Origin of the sequence: Aquabacterium sp., assembly GCF_016195855.1 — a bacterium.
Classification (GTDB): Bacteria; Pseudomonadota; Gammaproteobacteria; order Burkholderiales; family Burkholderiaceae_C; genus Aquabacterium.
In genome coordinates this window covers 19,679-37,362 of sequence record NZ_JACPYU010000005.1, presented here as the reverse complement: position 1 = coordinate 37,362, position 17,684 = coordinate 19,679, and the positions used below count along the sequence as shown (strand labels likewise).

Annotated in this window: 20 protein-coding genes; 15 read left to right on the top strand and 5 right to left on the bottom strand. The window is 64.1% G+C overall.

The genetic code is table 11. From position 1 onward, the window contains the following. The first annotated feature begins 62 nt into the window (after positions 1 to 62). Together HY019_RS06635 and HY019_RS06630 are read left to right on the top strand one after the other, a co-directional pair. A complete protein-coding gene (locus HY019_RS06635; RefSeq protein ID WP_290689429.1) occupies positions 63 to 2,204 on the top strand; it encodes a TonB-dependent siderophore receptor in 2,142 nt (713 codons plus the stop codon). Between the two features lie 2 nt (positions 2,205 to 2,206). After that, on the top strand, positions 2,207 to 3,415 hold the full coding sequence (locus HY019_RS06630; protein WP_290689427.1) for a PepSY-associated TM helix domain-containing protein: 1,209 nt from the start codon (positions 2,207 to 2,209) through the stop codon (positions 3,413 to 3,415). Here the strand turns inward: HY019_RS06630 and HY019_RS06625 are convergent. After that, on the bottom strand, positions 3,405 to 3,641 hold the full coding sequence (locus HY019_RS06625) for a zinc ribbon domain-containing protein (protein ID WP_290689425.1): 237 nt from the start codon (positions 3,639 to 3,641) through the stop codon (positions 3,405 to 3,407). The two genes, HY019_RS06630 and HY019_RS06625, sit on opposite strands and share 11 nt — an antisense overlap. 298 nt (positions 3,642 to 3,939) lie before the next feature. On the opposite strand from HY019_RS06625, the gene HY019_RS06620 reads away from it, so the two are divergent. The 6 genes from HY019_RS06620 to fdx all read left to right on the top strand — a co-directional run bounded on the left by HY019_RS06620 (position 3,940) and on the right by fdx (position 8,711). Then, a complete protein-coding gene (locus HY019_RS06620) occupies positions 3,940 to 5,169 on the top strand; it encodes an IscS subfamily cysteine desulfurase (protein WP_290689423.1) in 1,230 nt (409 codons plus the stop codon). Between the two features lie 110 nt (positions 5,170 to 5,279). Beyond that, positions 5,280 to 5,717: a Fe-S cluster assembly scaffold IscU gene (iscU, locus tag HY019_RS06615; protein ID WP_290689421.1), complete on the top strand. Its 438-nt coding sequence runs from the start codon at positions 5,280 to 5,282 to the stop codon at positions 5,715 to 5,717. A gap of 63 nt (positions 5,718 to 5,780) precedes the next feature. Further along, complete coding sequence (gene erpA / locus HY019_RS06610; RefSeq protein WP_290689419.1) at positions 5,781 to 6,143, top strand: iron-sulfur cluster insertion protein ErpA; 363 nt, start codon at positions 5,781 to 5,783, stop codon at positions 6,141 to 6,143. A gap of 8 nt (positions 6,144 to 6,151) precedes the next feature. Beyond that, positions 6,152 to 6,475: an iron-sulfur cluster assembly protein IscA gene (gene iscA, locus HY019_RS06605; RefSeq protein WP_290689417.1), complete on the top strand. Its 324-nt coding sequence runs from the start codon at positions 6,152 to 6,154 to the stop codon at positions 6,473 to 6,475. Positions 6,476 to 6,487: 12 nt separating this feature from the next. Beyond that, the gene (gene hscA / locus HY019_RS06600; RefSeq protein WP_290689415.1) at positions 6,488 to 8,344 is read left to right on the top strand and encodes a Fe-S protein assembly chaperone HscA; all 1,857 of its coding nucleotides are present in this window, start codon (positions 6,488 to 6,490) and stop codon (positions 8,342 to 8,344) included. A gap of 31 nt (positions 8,345 to 8,375) precedes the next feature. Continuing rightward, positions 8,376 to 8,711 carry an ISC system 2Fe-2S type ferredoxin gene (gene fdx / locus HY019_RS06595; protein WP_290689574.1) on the top strand — a complete coding sequence of 112 codons (336 nt, stop codon included), beginning with the start codon at positions 8,376 to 8,378 and terminating at the stop codon, positions 8,709 to 8,711. Between the two features lie 150 nt (positions 8,712 to 8,861). Here the strand turns inward: fdx and HY019_RS06590 are convergent, their stop codons facing one another. The 4 genes from HY019_RS06590 to HY019_RS06575 all read right to left on the bottom strand — a co-directional run bounded on the left by HY019_RS06590 (position 8,862) and on the right by HY019_RS06575 (position 11,315). Further along, on the bottom strand, positions 8,862 to 9,404 hold the full coding sequence (locus HY019_RS06590) for a flavin reductase family protein (RefSeq protein ID WP_290689413.1): 543 nt from the start codon (positions 9,402 to 9,404) through the stop codon (positions 8,862 to 8,864). After that, positions 9,404 to 9,961: a hypothetical protein gene (locus HY019_RS06585; protein WP_290689411.1), complete on the bottom strand. Its 558-nt coding sequence runs from the start codon at positions 9,959 to 9,961 to the stop codon at positions 9,404 to 9,406. The genes HY019_RS06590 and HY019_RS06585 overlap by 1 nt, the downstream gene beginning before the upstream one ends. 95 nt (positions 9,962 to 10,056) lie before the next feature. Beyond that, positions 10,057 to 10,755, bottom strand: coding sequence for a hypothetical protein (locus tag HY019_RS06580; RefSeq protein ID WP_290689409.1), 699 nt, complete (start codon positions 10,753 to 10,755; stop codon positions 10,057 to 10,059). Between the two features lie 344 nt (positions 10,756 to 11,099). Then, on the bottom strand, positions 11,100 to 11,315 hold the full coding sequence (locus tag HY019_RS06575; RefSeq protein WP_290689407.1) for a DUF3820 family protein: 216 nt from the start codon (positions 11,313 to 11,315) through the stop codon (positions 11,100 to 11,102). 264 nt (positions 11,316 to 11,579) lie between these two features. Here HY019_RS06575 and nifV point away from each other — a divergent pair, with 264 nt between their 5' ends. The 7 genes from nifV to HY019_RS06540 all read left to right on the top strand — a co-directional run bounded on the left by nifV (position 11,580) and on the right by HY019_RS06540 (position 17,676). Further along, positions 11,580 to 12,716 (top strand): homocitrate synthase, encoded by a 1,137-nt coding sequence (gene nifV / locus HY019_RS06570; RefSeq protein ID WP_290689405.1) that lies wholly within the window; start codon positions 11,580 to 11,582, stop codon positions 12,714 to 12,716. Further along, entirely contained in the window at positions 12,713 to 13,549 is an 837-nt protein-coding gene (cysE, locus tag HY019_RS06565; protein WP_363302426.1) for a serine O-acetyltransferase, read from the top strand. Before nifV ends, cysE begins: the two co-directional genes overlap by 4 nt. Positions 13,550 to 13,551: 2 nt before the next feature. Further along, positions 13,552 to 13,941 carry a nitrogenase stabilizing/protective protein NifW gene (gene nifW, locus HY019_RS06560; RefSeq protein WP_290689403.1) on the top strand — a complete coding sequence of 130 codons (390 nt, stop codon included), beginning with the start codon at positions 13,552 to 13,554 and terminating at the stop codon, positions 13,939 to 13,941. A 39-nt stretch (positions 13,942 to 13,980) separates the two neighbouring features. Then, positions 13,981 to 14,829 (top strand): electron transfer flavoprotein subunit beta/FixA family protein, encoded by an 849-nt coding sequence (locus tag HY019_RS06555; protein WP_290689401.1) that lies wholly within the window; start codon positions 13,981 to 13,983, stop codon positions 14,827 to 14,829. A gap of 64 nt (positions 14,830 to 14,893) precedes the next feature. Continuing rightward, positions 14,894 to 15,991: an electron transfer flavoprotein subunit alpha/FixB family protein gene (locus HY019_RS06550; RefSeq protein ID WP_290689399.1), complete on the top strand. Its 1,098-nt coding sequence runs from the start codon at positions 14,894 to 14,896 to the stop codon at positions 15,989 to 15,991. A 31-nt stretch (positions 15,992 to 16,022) separates the two neighbouring features. Next, positions 16,023 to 17,330: an FAD-dependent oxidoreductase gene (locus HY019_RS06545; protein ID WP_290689397.1), complete on the top strand. Its 1,308-nt coding sequence runs from the start codon at positions 16,023 to 16,025 to the stop codon at positions 17,328 to 17,330. A 46-nt stretch (positions 17,331 to 17,376) separates the two neighbouring features. Continuing rightward, positions 17,377 to 17,676 (top strand): ferredoxin family protein, encoded by a 300-nt coding sequence (locus HY019_RS06540; RefSeq protein WP_290689395.1) that lies wholly within the window; start codon positions 17,377 to 17,379, stop codon positions 17,674 to 17,676. Positions 17,677 to 17,684: the final 8 nt, after the last annotated feature.

Genomic DNA, 17,684 nt, shown 5'->3' with positions numbered 1-17,684 from the left:
GACCGCTCGTGTCGGGCAGCGCCTTGTCCGCCCATTTTTCATCCACTCGTTCTCGCTTTCCCATGCAGTCCACATCCCCCCGTCTTTCCTGCCTTGCGCTGGCCTTGTTCACCCTGGCCAATGGCGCCCAGGCCCAGGCCCCGACACCCCCTGCAGAGGCCGCCCCACAACTGCCCGACGTCACCGTGACCGACACGCTGCCCACAGCAGACCCCAGCGAAGGCCGTCCAAGCTACAAGGCCCAGCGCAGCAGCACCGCCACCGGGCTGGCGCTCAAACCGCGCGAAACACCACAAGCCATCAGCACCATCACCCACAGCCAGCTTCAGGACTTCAGGCTGACCTCGGTCAACGACGCGCTGGCCATGGCACCGGGCGTCACCGTCGAGAAGGTCGAGACCGACCGCACCTACTACGCCTCACGCGGCCTGGACATCGACAACTTCCAGCTTGATGGCATCGGCATGCCCTTCACCAACGGTGCGCAATGGGGCGATCTGGACACGGTGATCTATGACCGCATCGATGTGCTGCGCGGCGCCAATGGCCTGATGACCGGCACCGGCCAACCCTCGGCCACGGTCAACTTCGTGCGCAAGAAACCCACGGCTAAATTCCAGTCTTCTGCCGAGCTCACCCTGGGCTCCTGGAATCTCAAGCGCGCGCAGGCCGACGTCTCCGGTGCGCTCAATGCCGATGCCTCCGTGCGTGCCAGGCTCGTGGGTGCGGTCGAGGACAAGGACAGCTATCTGGACCGATACGGCCGAGCCAGGCAGACGCTGTATGGCGTGGTGGACATGGACCTGGGTGAGGCCACCATGCTGTCGCTTGGCCTGCTGACACAGGAGACGCGCGCGCGCAGCCCGCTGTGGGGCGCCCTGCCCATGAACTACACCGACGGCTCACAGACCAACTACGACGCGTCGACCAGCACCGCAGCAGACTGGGCCTGGTGGAACAACCGTGACCAGCGTGTGCACGCCGAGTTGCAACACGCCTTCACCAATGGCTGGGATCTGCGCACCGTGCTCACCCACCGGGAAATGAACACAGACTCCGAACTGCTCTACCTGTATGGCACGCCCGACCGGGACACGGGGCAAGGCCTGTTCATCTACCCGTCGGCCTTCGCTGGGCATTATGTGCAGGACATGCTCAATGTGCAGGCCAGCGGCCCCTACTCGCTGGCCGGGCGCCAGCATGAACTGACCCTGGGTGCGAGCTGGGCCCATGAAGACGCCTGGGAGCAGTCCGGCTACAGCAGCATCACAGGCCAGCCACTGGGGTTCAGCCTGAGTAACTGGAACGGCCAGATCACCAAGCCTGCATTCAACGCGTCCTACAACGGATCGGACTTCCGCACCAACAGCATGGCCGTCTATGGCGGCACGCGCCTGAACCTGAGCGACACCTTCAAGTTGCTGGCCGGGGGCCGCTTTACTCACATCAGCTCGCAAGGCCAGAACTACGGCTCGGACCACACCTACAGCCACAGCCAGACCACGCCTTACATCGGCGCAGTCTGGGATCTGGGCGCGAACGTGAGCCTGTATGGCAGTGCCACCCGGATCTTCAAGCCGCAGACCGAACTCGACGCCCAGCACCAGGTATTGGCCCCCATCCAGGGCCGCAACACGGAACTGGGCATCAAGGCCGACCTGCTGAACAAGGCGCTGGCGGCCCAACTGGCCGTGTTCGACACACGCCAGAATGGCCTGGCAGGCAATGCAAGCTATGTCGCGCCTTCCGGCTCCCAGCCTGGCTACACCGCCTACGAGGGTGTGGACACGCGCAGCAGGGGTATCGAGCTGGAGCTGACGGGCCAGGCGCATGAACGGCTGGAGATCACCAGCAGCATCACCCACCTGTCGCTCCAGACCGCCGATGGCCAGCAGGCGCGCACCTTCGTGCCACGCGACACCGTGCGCGTGGGCCTGCGCTACAAGCCCACCGACCGCCTGAGCACCACAGCCAGCCTGCGCTGGCAATCGGCCATCTACTCAAGCAGCAACGGTGCCGTGGCTCGCCAGGCGGCCTATGCACTGCTGGACGTGGGCGCCAGCTACGCATTGAGCCCGCACTGGAAGGCATCGGCCCAGGTCCGCAACCTGGGCAACCAGAAGTACCTCAACAGCCTGTATTGGGATCAGGCCTACTACGGTGCCCCTCGCCATGGCGAAGTCAGCCTGAGCTGGACCTTCTGACCATGCGCGCCCTTCTTGTTCGCCTGCACCGCTGGTTCGGCCTGAGCGCAGCGGCCTTCCTGTTCATGGCCGGCCTGACTGGTGCCCTGATCTCCTGGGACCACGAGCTGGACGCCTTGATCAGCCCACAGCTCTACCGTGCACAGACACCAGGTCAGCCCCTGAGCAGCCTGGCCCTGGCCGAAGGCCTGGAGCGCGCCGAGCCACGCCTGATGGTGACCTGGCTGCCGCTGGCCATCGAAACCGGTGACGCCTTGCTGCTTGGCGTGCGGCCCCGTGTCGATCCGGCCACCGGCCGGCCCTTTGAGCTGGGCTATGACCAGGTCGCCCTGGACCCGGTCACGGGTGCCGTACAGGGCTGCCGGCAATGGGGGGCCTTCTCGCTCGCACCACAGAACCTGATGCCCTTCATCTACAAGCTCCACTACTCGCTGCACCTGCCCCAGGTAGGCGGGGTGGACCTGGGCATCTGGCTGATGGGCCTGCTGGCCATGGCCTGGGTACTGGACTGCCTCATCGCCTTGTGGATCTCCTTTCCCGCCCCCCGGCAATGGCGCCGCTCGCTGGCCTTTCGCTGGCGGGCAGGCGGCCCCAGGCTCGTGTTCGATCTGCATCGATCAGGTGGGGTCTGGCTGTGGCTGCTGGTGCTGATGGTGGCCATCACCTCGGTGGCCATGAACCTGCGCGAGCCGGTCATGAAGCCCCTGGTCAACAGCCTGTCCTCCTTGACGCCGCCCCCGCTGGAGGGCCGCGCCGCCGCAGATCAGGGCCACGTGAAGGGCCATGTGACCGCGGGCATCTCGCGGCAAGCCGTGCTGGATGTGGCCAGCCAGGAAGCCCGCCGCCAGGGCTGGGTCACGCCGCTGGGCGGCCTGTTCCACCTGCCGCAGCAGGCCGCATGGGGCGTGGGCCTGTTCAAGCCTGGCGCCAGCCATGGTGACGGTGGCCTGGGCAACACCTGGCTGTATGTGGACGCACAAACAGGCGCACTCCTTGGCCAGGACGTGCCCGGTACCGGCTCGACGGGAGACGTCTTCATGCAGGCCATGTTCCCTTTGCACTCGGGCCGCATCATCGGCTTGCCCGGCCGGGTGCTGATGTCGGCGCTGGGGCTGTGCATCGCTGCGCTAAGCCTGACCGGTGTGCTCATCTGGGCCCGCAAGCGCAAGGCCCGTCACACCGCCAGGCGCCTCAGGCTGGCTACGACGTGAGCTTGCTGCGCTCGGCCTGGCTGTAGTTGCTCATGTGCCCTTCCGCAGCCGCCCGCGCGCGCGCCCGCTTGATGATGCCGGCGCTCTTGCCGGGTGGCTGCGGCGCACTCACACATTTGTCCAGCACGGTCGAGCCACATTGCGGGCAAGCCGGGACGGTGCTGCTGCGCACCAGCAGCTCGAAGTGCTTGTCGCAAGCGGGGCAGTGGTATTCGTAGATGGGCATGGTGGGTTGTCGACAAGGCGACCCTGTTTCACTCAATACCCGAGCACTTTGCAAGATCAATGCCCTTGGTGCCGCAGGTAGAGATCAGCGGGAAGGCAAGCCCCCACGCTCACAACAAATCCGACAAAAACCACATGGCCTTGTCGCGACGATTTCACTACAACGACAAGGGTCACTTTGACATTTATCAAATGAAATCAATCACTTAAGAAAAGCCTGGAAGTTGGCACCCAAGTTGCAATGAGCCCTTGCAAGCGCCCCCTCAGTCGATACCGACCGCGCAGAACAAGGAGCCCTCATGACGACGTTGATCGTGCAGCCCAACCGGCCCGTCTACCTGGACTATGCAGCTACCACGCCCGTGGACCAGCGCGTGGCCGCCAAGATGATTCCCTACCTGAGCGAACGCTTCGGCAACCCTGCCAGCCGCTCGCATGCCTATGGCTGGGCTGCCGAAGAAGCGGTTGAACTGGCCCGCGAACAAGTGGCCTTGCTGATTGGCGCCGACCCGCGTGAAATCGTGTGGACCTCGGGTGCCACCGAGAGCAACAACCTCGCCATCAAGGGCGCCGCGACCTTCTACAAGACCAAGGGCCGCCACCTCATCACGCTGGCCACCGAGCACAAGGCCGTGCTGGACACCATGCGCGAAATGGAGCGCGAGGGCTGGGAGGTCACCGTGCTGCCCGTGATGGACAACGGCCTGGTCGACATCGAGTTGTTCAAGGCCGCCATCCGCCCTGACACCGTGCTGGCATCGGTCATGTTCGTCAACAACGAAACCGGTGTCATCCAGGACATCGAGGCCCTGGGCAACATCTGCCGCAGCAAGGGCGTGTTCTTCCATGTGGACGCGGCGCAAGCGACCGGCAAGGTGCACATCGACCTGAGCGTGATGCCCATCGACCTGATGTCCATGTCGGCCCACAAGAGCTACGGCCCCAAGGGCGTGGGCGCCCTGTATGTGCGCCGCAAGCCGCGCGTGCGCATCGAGGCCCTGATGCACGGTGGTGGCCACGAGCGCGGCATGCGCTCGGGCACCCTGCCCACCCACCAGATCGTCGGCATGGGCGAGGCCTACCACCTGGCCGCCAAAGAGATGGGCCCCGAGCTGGAGCGCATCCGCAGCCTGCGCGACCACCTGTGGGCCGGCCTGTCGCGCATCGACCAGGTCCACCTCAATGGCGACCTGGAGCGCCGCACGCCCAACCACCTCAATGTGAGCTTCAACTACGTCGAAGGCGAATCGCTGCTGATGGGCATGAAGGACATCGCCGTGTCTTCGGGCTCGGCCTGCACCTCGGCCAGCCTGGAACCCAGCTATGTCCTGCGCGCCATGGGCCGCAGCGACGAACTGGCCCACAGCTCGGTGCGCTTCACGATCGGCCGCTTCACCACGCTGGAAGAGATCGACTTTGCGATCGCCCGCGTGACCGAAGTCGTCAACCGACTGCGTGAACTCAGTCCCTTGTGGGACATGGTCCAGGCCGGTATCGATCTCGACAGCATCCAATGGGCCGCGCATTAAAGGCGCCCCCGGCTGCGGGGTACCGCAGCCCCCCACGGGGGTGCGGGGCCGGACGCTTGGGGCGGCCCGGCGCTGACCCCGCCCTCGCTAACTGAAACTGGAGAAGCAAGATGGCATACAGCGACAAGGTGATTGACCACTACGAAAACCCGCGCAACGTTGGCGCCTTTGCGGCCGACGAAGAGGGTGTGGCCACCGGCATGGTGGGCGCGCCCGCCTGCGGCGACGTGATGAAGCTGCAGATCAAGGTCAACCCCGCCACCGGCGTGATCGAAGACGCCCGCTTCAAGACCTATGGCTGCGGCTCGGCCATTGCATCGAGCTCGCTGGTCACCGAATGGGTGCGAGGCAAGACGCTGGACGAAGCCCTGTCGATCAAGAACACACAGATCGCCGAAGAGCTGGCGCTGCCGCCCGTGAAGATCCACTGCTCCATCCTGGCTGAAGACGCCATCAAGGCTGCGGTGGCTGACTACCAGAACAAGCACGCACAAGGCGAAACCGCCTCCACCACGCTGGCCGACCAGCCGGTATGCGCGCCGAATTGATCGCACCGAACCGACCCGCTTTTCATTGTCAACCGCACAAGGAGCAAGAAGATGGAATCGACCATGACCGCCTCTGTGGGCCACGATATGCCCCCACCCGCCCCCCTGAGCTTCAGCGCCACCGCTGCAGCCAAGGTCAGCGAGTTGATCGCCGACGAAGGCAACCCCAACCTCAAGCTGCGCCTGTATGTGACCGGCGGCGGCTGCTCGGGCTTCTCGTATGGCTTTGCCTTTGACGACCAGCTCAACGAAGACGACACCCGCATCGACCGCGACGGCGTGACCATGGTCGTGGACGCCATGAGCCTGCAGTACCTGATGGGCGCCGACATTGACTATGAAGACGGTCTGGAAGGCTCGCGCTTCGTGATCCACAACCCCAATGCGCAGACCACCTGCGGTTGCGGCAGCTCCTTCTCGATGTGAGGCCCGCCATGGCGATCACGATGACCGAGGCGGCGGCCCGCCATGTTCAGAAGTCCATCAACAAGCGCGGCAAGGGCGTGGGGCTGCGCCTGGCCGTGAAGACCAGCGGCTGCTCGGGCTTGTCCTACGCGATCGAGTTCGCCGACGAAACCTCGCCCGAAGACATCGCCTTTGAGACCCATGGCCTGCAGTTGCTGGTCGACCAGAAGAGCCTGCCTTTTCTGGATGGCACGCAACTGGACTTCGTGCGCGAAGGCCTCAACGAGGGCTTCAAGTTCAACAACCCGAACTCGAAGGCCGAGTGCGGGTGCGGCGAAAGCTTTGCTGTTTGAAAGAGGCCCACCATGGCACTGCTGCAGATTGCCGAACCCGGGCAAAGCGCGGTCCCCCACCAGCACAGGCTGGCGGCGGGGATCGACCTGGGCACCACCAACTCGCTGATTGCCAGCGTGCAAAGCGCCGTGCCGCGTGCCCTGGTGGACATGTCCGATCAGGTGCTGCTGCCTTCCGTGGTGCACTACACCGCCGATACCAGCGAGCCGCCCCTGGTGGGCTACCCTGCCCTGGCCCTGCAGGCGCAAGACCCGCTCAACACGATTGCCTCCGTCAAGCGCCTGATGGGCCGGTCCATGGCCGATGCACTCAAGGCGGGCTCGCCGCCCTACAAGCTGGTGGACGGCCCCGGCATGGTGTCGGTGGACACGGTGGCCGGCGTCAAGAGCCCGGTGGAGGTCTCGGCCGACATTCTGCGCGCATTGAAGGCCCGCGCCGAGGCCTCGCTGGGTGGTGAACTGACCGGCGTGGTCATCACCGTACCGGCCTACTTTGACGACGCCCAGCGTCAGGCCACCAAGGATGCCGCGCGCCTGGCCGGCCTGCACGTGCTGCGCCTGCTCAACGAACCCACGGCTGCCGCCATTGCGTATGGCCTTGACAAGGCTGCAGAAGGCGTATTTGCCGTGTACGACCTCGGTGGCGGCACCTTCGACATCTCCATCCTGCGCTTGTCGCGCGGGGTGTTCGAGGTGCTGTCTACCGGCGGTGACTCGGCCCTGGGCGGTGATGACTTCGACCGTGCCCTGGCCTTGTGGCTGGCCGAGCAGACCCAGCAAATCTGGTCTGCACTGAACCCCACCGAGCAACAGCACCTGCTGACATCGGCGCGTGCCGGCAAGGAAGCGCTGTCCAGCTTTGATGCGGTGGATGTGGCAGGTGTCACGGTGACGCGTGAGGTGTTTGCCCAATGTACGCAGGCCCTTGTGCAGCGAACCATGTCGGCCACGCGCCGTGCCCTGAAAGATGCCGGCCTGAGCATTGACGAGGTAGACGGCGTGGTCATGGTGGGCGGCTCCACCCGCATGCCTGTGGCCCGTGACGCCGTGGCGCAGTTCTTTGGCAAACAGCCGCTGACGGACATCAACCCGGACGAGGTGGTGGCGCTGGGCGCGGCCATGCAGGCCGATGTGCTGGCAGGCAATGCCGGCAGCGACGGGCAGTGGCTGCTGCTGGACGTGTCGCCGCTGTCCCTGGGCATCGAGACCATGGGCGGCCTGGTCGAAAAGATCATCCCGCGCAACTCGACCTTGCCCACCTCCCGCGCGCAGGACTTCACCACTTTCAAGGACGGGCAGACGGCCATGTCCTTCCATGTGGTGCAGGGCGAGCGTGAAGCGGTCAATGATTGCCGCTCGCTGGCGCGCTTTGACTTGAGGGGCATCCCGCCCATGGTGGCCGGTGCGGCGCGCATCCGGGTCACGTTCCAGATTGATGCGGATGGCTTGTTGTCGGTGTGGGCCAGTGAGCAGAGCACGGGCGTGCAGGCACACATCGAGGTCAAGCCCTCCTACGGTTTGAGCGACGACCAGATCGCCCAGATGCTGACAGACAGCGTGGGTCGCGCGCAGGCGGACATGCAGTTGCGCATGCTGCGCGAAGCCCAGGTGGATGCGCGGCGCTTGCTGGATGCGACCGAGGCTGCCTTGGCGGAAGATGGGCAGGAATTGTTGTCGCCCGCCGAGCGTGCGCACATTCAGGATGCGATGAACCTGGTGGCCGATGCGCTGGAGACCGAGGCCGATACCGACACGGTCAAGGCGGTGTGCCAGACGCTGAATGTGATCACGTCGAGCTTCGCGGCCCGCCGCATGGACGCCAGCATCCGCAAGGCGCTCACGGGGCGTGTGCTGGACACCATTTCCTGATCTGATTTCTTGTCTTCACCGAGTTGTTGCCATGCCCCTGGTCACTGTCCTGCCCCACCATGAGCTGTGCCCAGAGGGCCAGCAGTTTGACGTCAAGAAGGGTGCTTCGCTGTGTGAGGCGCTGCTCAAGCATGGCGTGGCCATTGAGCATGCGTGTGACATGGTGGCGGCTTGTGCCACCTGCCATGTGCTGGTTCGGGCTGGTTCTGAGAGCTTGGATGAGCCGGATGATGATGAGAACGATCAGCTGGACAATGCCTGGGGGCTGGAGCCTTGCTCGCGGCTGGCTTGCAGTGTGCGGGTGAAGGGCGGAGACATCACTGTGGAGCTTCCCAAGTTCAGCCGGAACCATGCGCGGGAGCGCTGAGGGTTGAGCGGGACAGGGCACTTGGGTGCTCAACTTCGCTCATGTCCCCCGTGTCCAGCTGCGCTGGCCCCTCCTCCTCTACTTCGCTGCGCTGAACACCCAAGTGCCCTGTCTGGGGACGGTGGTGGTCGGGGAAGACCGTTTTCAAGGCTAGACGCCGGGCGGCAGCTTGCTGCGCATCAGGCGTTTGCGGTTGATGCGTTCGCCGTCCACGATGAAGGTGCCATCGCCAACGGCGTGAAGCGTTCGCTTTTCCTTGCGGGTGGTGTCCAGGTAGGCTGCCACGCCTTCGAGCACGACGATGTTGTGCTTGCTCACGATGTCGACCACCTTGCATTCGATGTTGGCCAGGCATTCCTTGATCAAAGGGGCTTTGACGATCTGCCCTTCAAGCGGGGTCAAACCGAACTGTTTGAACTTGTCCGTGTCGGCGCCAGTGCACGTGCCGATGCCCACAACCTGATCGATCTGGTCGACAGTGGGGATGGCGATCACGCACTCCTTCGATTTCTTGAGCGCGGCATAGGAGTGGTTCCAGGGGCCTGTGGTCAGGGTGAACCGCGGCGTGAAGTCCATGACCATGGTCCAGGAGATGGTCATGACGTTGCAGCCTTGCGCGCTGCGCGTGGTTACCAGCACGACCGGGCCCGGCTCCAGCAGGGTAAAGGCTTTGCTCAGTGGAAGCGGCTTCATCATCGCGCCTCACCTCCCCCAGTGGCCATCTGATCAAGAAAGCCCACCACGGCGCATTCCTGAATCAAGGCCATGGCGTCGGCCCGCTCAAGGGGCAGCAGGCTGAAGCCACGAGGCCCGGTACCAGGCGGCATGCGCTTCACGCTGACCACGGCCACCTCTCGCGGCTTCAACGTGACACGCAGCGGTGATGCTGCGGCAGCCATGTAGCCCATCTGCAGTTGGTGCTCTCCCGGTTTGACGTCCACCCCCACGACCGAGCAGGGAATGAGGGTGGGCAAATTCGTGCCATCGAGCACAAGCTGGGCTTGCCCGTAGGCGTCACGCCAATCATTGCGAACCAGGACCAGGCGGCTGACACCAACCGGCGGTGGGCGCAGCTTCTTCACCTCAGCGATTTGCTGGCGAGATGGCGCCGGGTAGGCCGTGCAGGTCCGGATCTCGCCATGGCTGTAGCAGCGCTCTTGGGTGGAAGGCTTGTCAGGCGGCGGCGTGCCGGCACAGCCACCCAGGATGCCGAGTGCAAGCAGGAGATACGGCCTTGCGTCCATTTTCATCAGGCGACACCTTGTGAAACTTGGCGGCGCAGTGAGTTGGCGCACCAGCCGCTGGCAAGATGGTAGCTTGATCTGGACGCACCTTACTTCAAGGTTCAAGGCAAAACGCAACTGCCGGTGCCACCATCGCGGACATAGGTGTCTGTCGACAAGGTGCCATTGGCGGCGGTGATGATGTTCTGCCCCGCGCGCAGGAAGACGGGTGTGTGCGGCCTGAGCGCGCTCAGCTGGGTCAGCGGTACGCCGTTGACCGACACATTGAGCAGGAAGCTGCCGTTGTCGAACAGGTTCACAAACGGTTGCGTCAGGCCCGTAGCCCCATTCAGCGCGCAGCCAGGCGTCACGGTCATGTACGACTTGCCGCTTGCGGCGTATTCCAGTGTGCCGTCCGTGCTGAAGTAGTTGCCCGAGGTAGCTGGCTGGCTGCACTGGCCAGTGGTCACCGAAAAGACATAGGTGTCGGCCACCTTCTTGCTCAACACCACCGAAACCGCGTTACTGCCATCGGCAAGCCACACATCGGCCACCGGCGCGGCAGCCAGAACGTGATTGATCTTGACGCCATTGAGCAGCACATCGGCCTCAGTACGCACCGTGGGGTTGAACAGACCAGCTTGCACCTTGGGCGCATTCAAGCCGGTAGCCGGGCTGATGGCGCACTGGGCAGCCGTTGAGGCGAAGGTCTTGCCACTGCTGCCGATTTGCACGGTGGTGGCCGCCAACGCCGAGGCGCTCAACCCGGTCGCAGCCATGAACGTGGCCGATGCCAGGAGCAGAAATTGGGGGTGTGACATGTCTTGGTCCTCAGTGATGGATCGCGTGGTTCGCCGTGGCGGCCAGACCAAGGCAACACCGCCTCAGATCCACCGCTGACGAGCGATCCTAGCGACAAATCCTGCCGACCAAAATACATGTGCATATTGCACATTTGACGAGAATCAAGCTTGCATCAACAAGCTGAAGAAGGCTGCGCTGAATGAGACTCGTTTGACGCCGCAATGAGTCACGCAACCCACGCCGCCACGCAAGATCCAGTTGGTGGGGCGTTCTGCATAGCGAAGTCAAGGAGGAGGCATTGGCTTTCGGCCAATGCCGGGGGACATGAGCGGAGCAGAACGCCCCACCAACTTGATCCGCACTACCTGCCACCTCGCAACGGCCTCAACAACTCACGCAACCCGTTGTGGTCCAGCTCATACATCAGCGCCAGCAGTCGCCCCATCTCGCCCTTGGGGAAGCCCTCACGCGCAAACCAGCCAAGGTAGTTACCGGGTAGGTCGGCCAGAAGCACACCCTTGTGTTTGCCAAACGGCATGGTCATGGTGGCCAGCTTCTGCAGGTCTTCGGGGTTCATGTGGCAAGGGCAGGCGTTTGAAGGTTCGGCAGTGTGACAGAGGCTGCCCATGCCCCGCCTTGGCCGCGGCGCCCAACCAGGCGCTGTGTGGGAAATGGCGTAAACCCGACAGCCCCAAACGCGCCACCCGGACATTCCAAACGCACGCAAAAGCTGAATCAAATCAAAGGCTTGGCGCTTTCTGGCGCCGCCAAATGCGCTGGCACACCGCTTGCAGTTCAAGCATCAGACAAGTTGCCCTCCACCCAGCCAGCGACACCCACCATGCACAGCGCGATCATCAATGACACGACACTGCGCGACGGCGAACAAACCGCTGGCGTGGCCTTCACCGTGGCCGAGAAGTGCGCCATCGCCAAGGCCTTGTCAGACGCTGGCGTGCCCGAGCTGGAGGTCGGCATCCCGACCATGGGCCAGGCCGAGATCGAGACCATCAACTGCATCGCGGCCATGGGCCTGAGCAGCCGCCTGATGGTGTGGGGCCGCATGTGCGAGGCTGACATTGCCGCCGCACTCGAATGTGATGTGGACATCATCCACCTGTCCATCCCCGCGTCCGACATCCACCTGCAACACAAGCTGCAACAGACCCGTGAATGGGCGCTGGATCAAGTCGCTTACTACGTGAGCGCCGTGCATGAAGCGGGCCATGAAGTGTCTGTCGGCTTTGAAGACGCCTCGCGTGCCGACCCGGTCTTCCTCTCGCAACTGGCAGCACAGGCACAGCTCGCAGGCGCACGCCGCATCCGCTTTGCGGACACGCTCGGCGTGCTGGACCCGTTCTCCACGTATGAGGCCATCGCCCGCCTGCGCGCCGTGGTGGACATCGAGATCGAGATCCATGCCCACAATGACCTGGGCCTGGCCACCGCCAACACACTGGCAGCCTTGCGTGCCGGCGCCACGCACGCCAACACCACCGTCAACGGCCTGGGTGAGCGTGCCGGCAACGCCGCGCTGGAAGAAGTGGTGATGAGCCTGCGCCACCTGCACGGGCTGGACTGCGGCGTGCGCACCACCGACCTGGTCGCGATCTCGCAACTGGTGGCGCGTGCATCGGGGCGCCCGGTGGCCGCCAACAAGAGCATCGTGGGCGAGGCCGTGTTCACCCATGAATCGGGCATCCATGTGGACGGCCTGCTCAAGAACCCCAGCAACTACGAAGGTTTCGACCCTGCCGAGGTGGGCCGCGAGCGCCGCACGGTGCTGGGCAAGCACTCGGGCTCACGGGCGGTGCGCGTGGCTTACCAGGCGCTGGGCCTGCCGGTGATCGACCCGCAAGTGCCCTCGCTGCTGGAGCGCATCCGCACACACGCCGTCAACACCAAGCAGGCGCCCACGTCTGACGACCTGCAGCGCTTCTTCCTGGAAGCCTCGGCCGCACAGGGGCAGCCATCATGAAACGCGAAGACCCCGCATTGGAAGCGCTCCAAGCCATGGCCGCCCTCCACACCCCTGGCCCAGTCGCCCAGCCATCTTGGTGGGCTTGCCTCAAAGAGGACGTGGCCTGCGTGCTGGCACGTGACCCGGCCGCGCGTAGCCGCTTCGAGGTCTGGACCATCTACCCCGGCGTGCAGGCCGTCGCGTTGCACCGCATGGCCCATGCGCTGTGGGCGCGCGGCTGGCGCTACCTGCCGCGCTGGTTGTCCTTCATGGCCCGTGGCTTCACCAATGTCGACATCCACCCCGGCGCGCGCATTGGCCGGCGCTTCTTCATCGACCATGGCGCGGGCGTCGTGATCGGCGAGACGGCCGAGATCGGTGACGACGTCACGCTCTATCACGGCGTGACCCTGGGCGGCACCACCTGGCGGCCCGGCAAGCGCCACCCCACGCTGGGCAATGGCGTGGTCGTGGGCGCCGGCGCCAAGATCCTGGGCGCCATCACCGTGGGCGAGCGGGCCCGTGTGGCCGCCAACTCCGTGGTCATCGACAACGTGCCCGATGCCGCCACCGTGGTGGGCATCCCCGGCCGCGTGGTGGTGCGCCAGGCGCCCGCCAGCACCAGCAAGGCCGGCCGCGACATCAACCTCGACCACCACCTCATCCCCGATCCGGTCGGCAAGGCCATTGGCTGCCTGCTGGACCGCATCAGCGACCTTGAACAAGAACTCAAGCTCATCAAGGGCCTTGCCGCCAAGGATGCCGCTGTGGAGTCCGTTTGCCATACATGCGACGACACCTGCTCGCAACCCACCTTCAGCCTGTCCCCCAGACCCACGAACGGAGCCTGATCATGACCGACACCTTTGCCGCCCAACTGCGTCAGCTCTCCTCAGCTGATGACTTCCTGCAATTCTTTGGCGTGCCCCACGATAAGGCCGTCGTCAACGTCAGCCGCCTGCACATCCTCAAGCGCTTCTACCAGTACATCCGGCAAGAGCCCAATCTGCCCGAAGACAACGAGCAGGCGCTCTACCAGTGCTACCGCACCCTGCTGATCAAGGCCTATGGTGACTTCGTCAAGTCCACACCGGCGCAAGAGAAGGTGTTCAAGGTCTTCCAGGATGTGGACGGCCATCAGCACGTGACGCTGCAGAACCTCAAGGCCACGCTGCCATCGCAAAGCGGCTCTGTGCCGTCCTACACCGTGCCTGCCGTGCCCGCCGCACCGCACGCTGCCTGATCAACACAACAACACAAGCCCGCCTCGCAGGAGAGCACCATGCACATCGTCGTCTGCATCAAACAGGTCCCGGACTCGGCCCAGATCCGCGTGCACCCGGTCACCAACACCATCATGCGCCAGGGTGTGCCGGCCATCGTCAACCCGTATGACCTGTTCTCGCTGGAAGAAGCCCTGCGCCTGAAGGACAAGTTCGGCGGCAAGGTCACCGTGATCTGCATGGGCCCACCGCAAGCCGAAGAGGCCTTGCGCAAGTGCGTGTCCTTCGGGGCCGATGACGCGGTGCTGGTGACCGACCGCGCCTTTGCCGGCGCCGACACGCTGGCCACGTCTTACGCGCTGGCTGCCGCCATCCGCAAGCTCAACAGCGAGCAGAAGGTGGACATGGTCTTCACAGGCAAGCAAACCATCGACGGCGACACGGCGCAAGTGGGCCCCGGCATCGCCAAGCGCATGGGCTTGCAACTGCTGACCTATGTGTCTCGCATTGTCGAGACCGATCTGGAGGCCGGCACGATCACGGTGGAGCGTCGTGGTGAAGGTGGTGTGCAGATCCTCAAGACGGCGCTGCCCTGCCTGATCACCATGCTGGAGAACACCAACGAGATGCGCTTTGCCTCGCTGCCATCGATGATCCACGCCGCCGCCTACCAGGTGCGCAAGTGGAACAAGGACGATGCCGGCATCGAGGACATCAGCAAGATCGGCCTCAAGGGCTCGCCCACGGTGGTGAGCCGCGTCTTCGGCCCCACCCCGCGCTCCGAGAAGGCCGAGATGGTGAACCTCGAAACCTCCAGCCTGCGCGACATCTCGCTCAACCTCTTGCAGTCCATCTTCACGGTCCACCCCACGCTGGAGCAGGACCTGGTCGAGAAGTTCAGCGCCTGACGCATGCGCCCCCTCATACAAGCCCCGTCCACCACGCTGTCATCACCTACCCCGGAGCATCATCATGAGTGAAGCCAAACCTGCCTTGAAACCCGCCGGACGCGGTCGCAATCTGGAACTGTCTGAAGAACTCAAGGCCTACAAGGGCGTGTGGGTGTTCATCGAGCACGAGCGCGGCCACGCGCACAGCGTGTCATGGGAACTGCTGGGCGAAGGCCGCAAGCTGGCTGACCAATTGGGCTCGCCCTTGTGCGGCGTGGTGCTGGGTGGCCCCGACGAGAACCTGGACGAGTTCGCCAAGGAGGCTCACACCTTTGGCGCCGACCACGTCTACATCATGCGCGACACCGTGCTCAACGGCTACCGCAACGAGCCCTTCACCAAGGGCCTGACGGACCTGGTCAACAAGTACAAGCCCGAGATCGTGCTGCTGGGCGCCACCAGCCAAGGCCGTGACCTGGCCGGCTCCGTGGCCACCACCTTGCTGACAGGCCTGACCGCCGACTGCACCGAGCTGGCCATCGACCCCAACACCCGCGCGCTGGCCGCCACCCGCCCCACCTTTGGCGGCTCGCTGCTGTGCACGATCATGACCCTGGCCTACCGCCCGCAGATGGCCACCATCCGCCCCCGCGTGATGGCCATGCCGCGTGCCGAAGCCGAGCGCACCGGCACCATCAGCGAAGACGCGCTGGGCCTGATCGAAACCAACATCGTCACCAAGCTGCTGGACTTCATCGCAGACGCCAACTCCAACAAGATCAACCTGCCTTATGCCGACGTGATCGTCAGCGGGGGCAAGGGCTTGAAGAACCCCGACAACTTCAAGCTGGTGTTCGACCTGGCGCGGGTGCTGGGTGGCGAGGTAGGCGCCACACGGCCCTGCGTCCAGGCCGGCTGGGTCGAGGCCGATCGCCAAGTGGGCCAGACGGGCAAGACGGTGCGCCCCAAGCTGTACATCGCGGCGGGTATCTCAGGCGCCATCCAGCACCGTGTGGGCATGGAGGCCTCGGACGTGATCGTGGCCATCAACACCGACCCCAACGCCCCCATCTTTGATTTTGCGCACTACGGCATCGTGGGCAATGCCATGCAGGTGCTGCCCGCGCTGACCCAAGCATTCCAGGCCCACATCGACCAGCGCATCAAGCGCGTGGCTTGACCCTCCCCATGGACCGATCAGGAGCACTGACATGAGCAAGAAAGATTTTGACGTGATCGTCGTGGGCGCAGGCCCTTCTGGCAACGCGGCGGCCTACACAGCGGCCAAGGCCGGCCTGAAGGTCCTGCAGATCGAGCGGGGCGAATACCCCGGATCCAAGAACGTGCAAGGCGCCATCCTGTATGCCGACGCGCTGGAGCGTATCATCCCCGACTTCCGCGACGATGCGCCGCTGGAGCGCCACATCATCGAGCAGCGCATGTGGGTGCTCGATGACGCGTCGTTCGTGGGCAGCCACTTCCGCAGCGAGGACTACAACAAGCCGCCCTACAACCGCTACACCATCATCCGCGCGCAGTTCGACAAGTGGTTCAGTTCCAAGGTGCGCGAAGCCGGCGCCTTGCTGATCTGCGAGACCACCGTGCAAGAGCTGATCATGGACGGCAGCAAGGTGGTGGGCGTGCGCTGCGACCGCGAAGCCGGTGATGTGTTCGCCGATGTGGTCATCCTGGCCGATGGCGTCAACAGCACGCTGGCCCGCAAGGCGGGCTTCCATGGCGAGATCAAGGCCAACAACGTGGCCCTGGCCGTCAAGGAAATCCTCTTCATGCCCGAAGAGCTGATCCAGCAGCGCTTCAACATCAAGGACGAAGAAGGCGTGGTCATCGAGATGGTGGGCAAGATCACCGACGGCATGATGGGCACGGGCTTCCTCTACACCAACAAGGATTCGCTCACCATCGGCATCGGCTGCATGCTGTCGGACTTCAAGAAGAACGAGAACAAGACCTCGCCCTACACCTTGCTGGAGCAGCTCAAGCAGCACCCCTCCGTGGCCCCGCTGATCCAGGGTGGCGAGATGAAGGAGTACTGCGCCCACCTGATCCCCGAAGGCGGTTTCTTCGCCGTGCCCAAGGTGTATGGCAATGGCTGGATGATCGTGGGTGACTCGGGTGGCTTCGTCAACGCCGTGCACCGCGAGGGCTCCAACCTGGCCATGACCACAGGCCGCCTGGCGGCCGAGACGGTGATCAACGCCAAGGCCGCCGGCAAGGATTTCAACGAATCCACGCTCAAGGCTTACCAGAAGGCGCTGGACGAGTCCTTCGTGATGAAGGACCTCAAGAAGTACCGCGACATGCCCAAGGTCTTCCACGAGAACCCGCAGTTCTTCACCACCTACCCCGAGCTGCTCAACAAAGCCGCCCGCACCATGGTCACGGTGGACAACATCGACAAGAAGACCAAGGAGCGCGAGATCTTCTCCAGCTTCAAGACAGCCCGGACCTTCAGCGGCCTGGTGGGCGACGCCTTCAAGCTGTGGCGTGCCTTCCGTTGAAGCTTGTCTGCACGGCCCTTCCACCCCTTGACTCAGGAGTGACACCATGATCCCCATCAATGTGAACGTGGAAGAGAAACTCTTCCAGAACCGCTACAAGGTCGACGCCGGCCGCCCCCACATCCAGATCAAGGATGCCGAGGTCTGCCGCAGCGAATGCAAGGACCGCTCCTGCACCTTCGTGTGCCCCGCCTCCTGCTACAAGACCGAAGGCAACGGCGCGGTGACGCTCATCACCGACGGCTGCCTGGAATGCGGCAGCTGCCGCATCATCTGTTCCGAGCACAGCAATGTGGCGTGGGAGTACCCGCGCGGCGGCCACGGCATCTTGTTCAAGTTCGGTTGAAAGGAAAC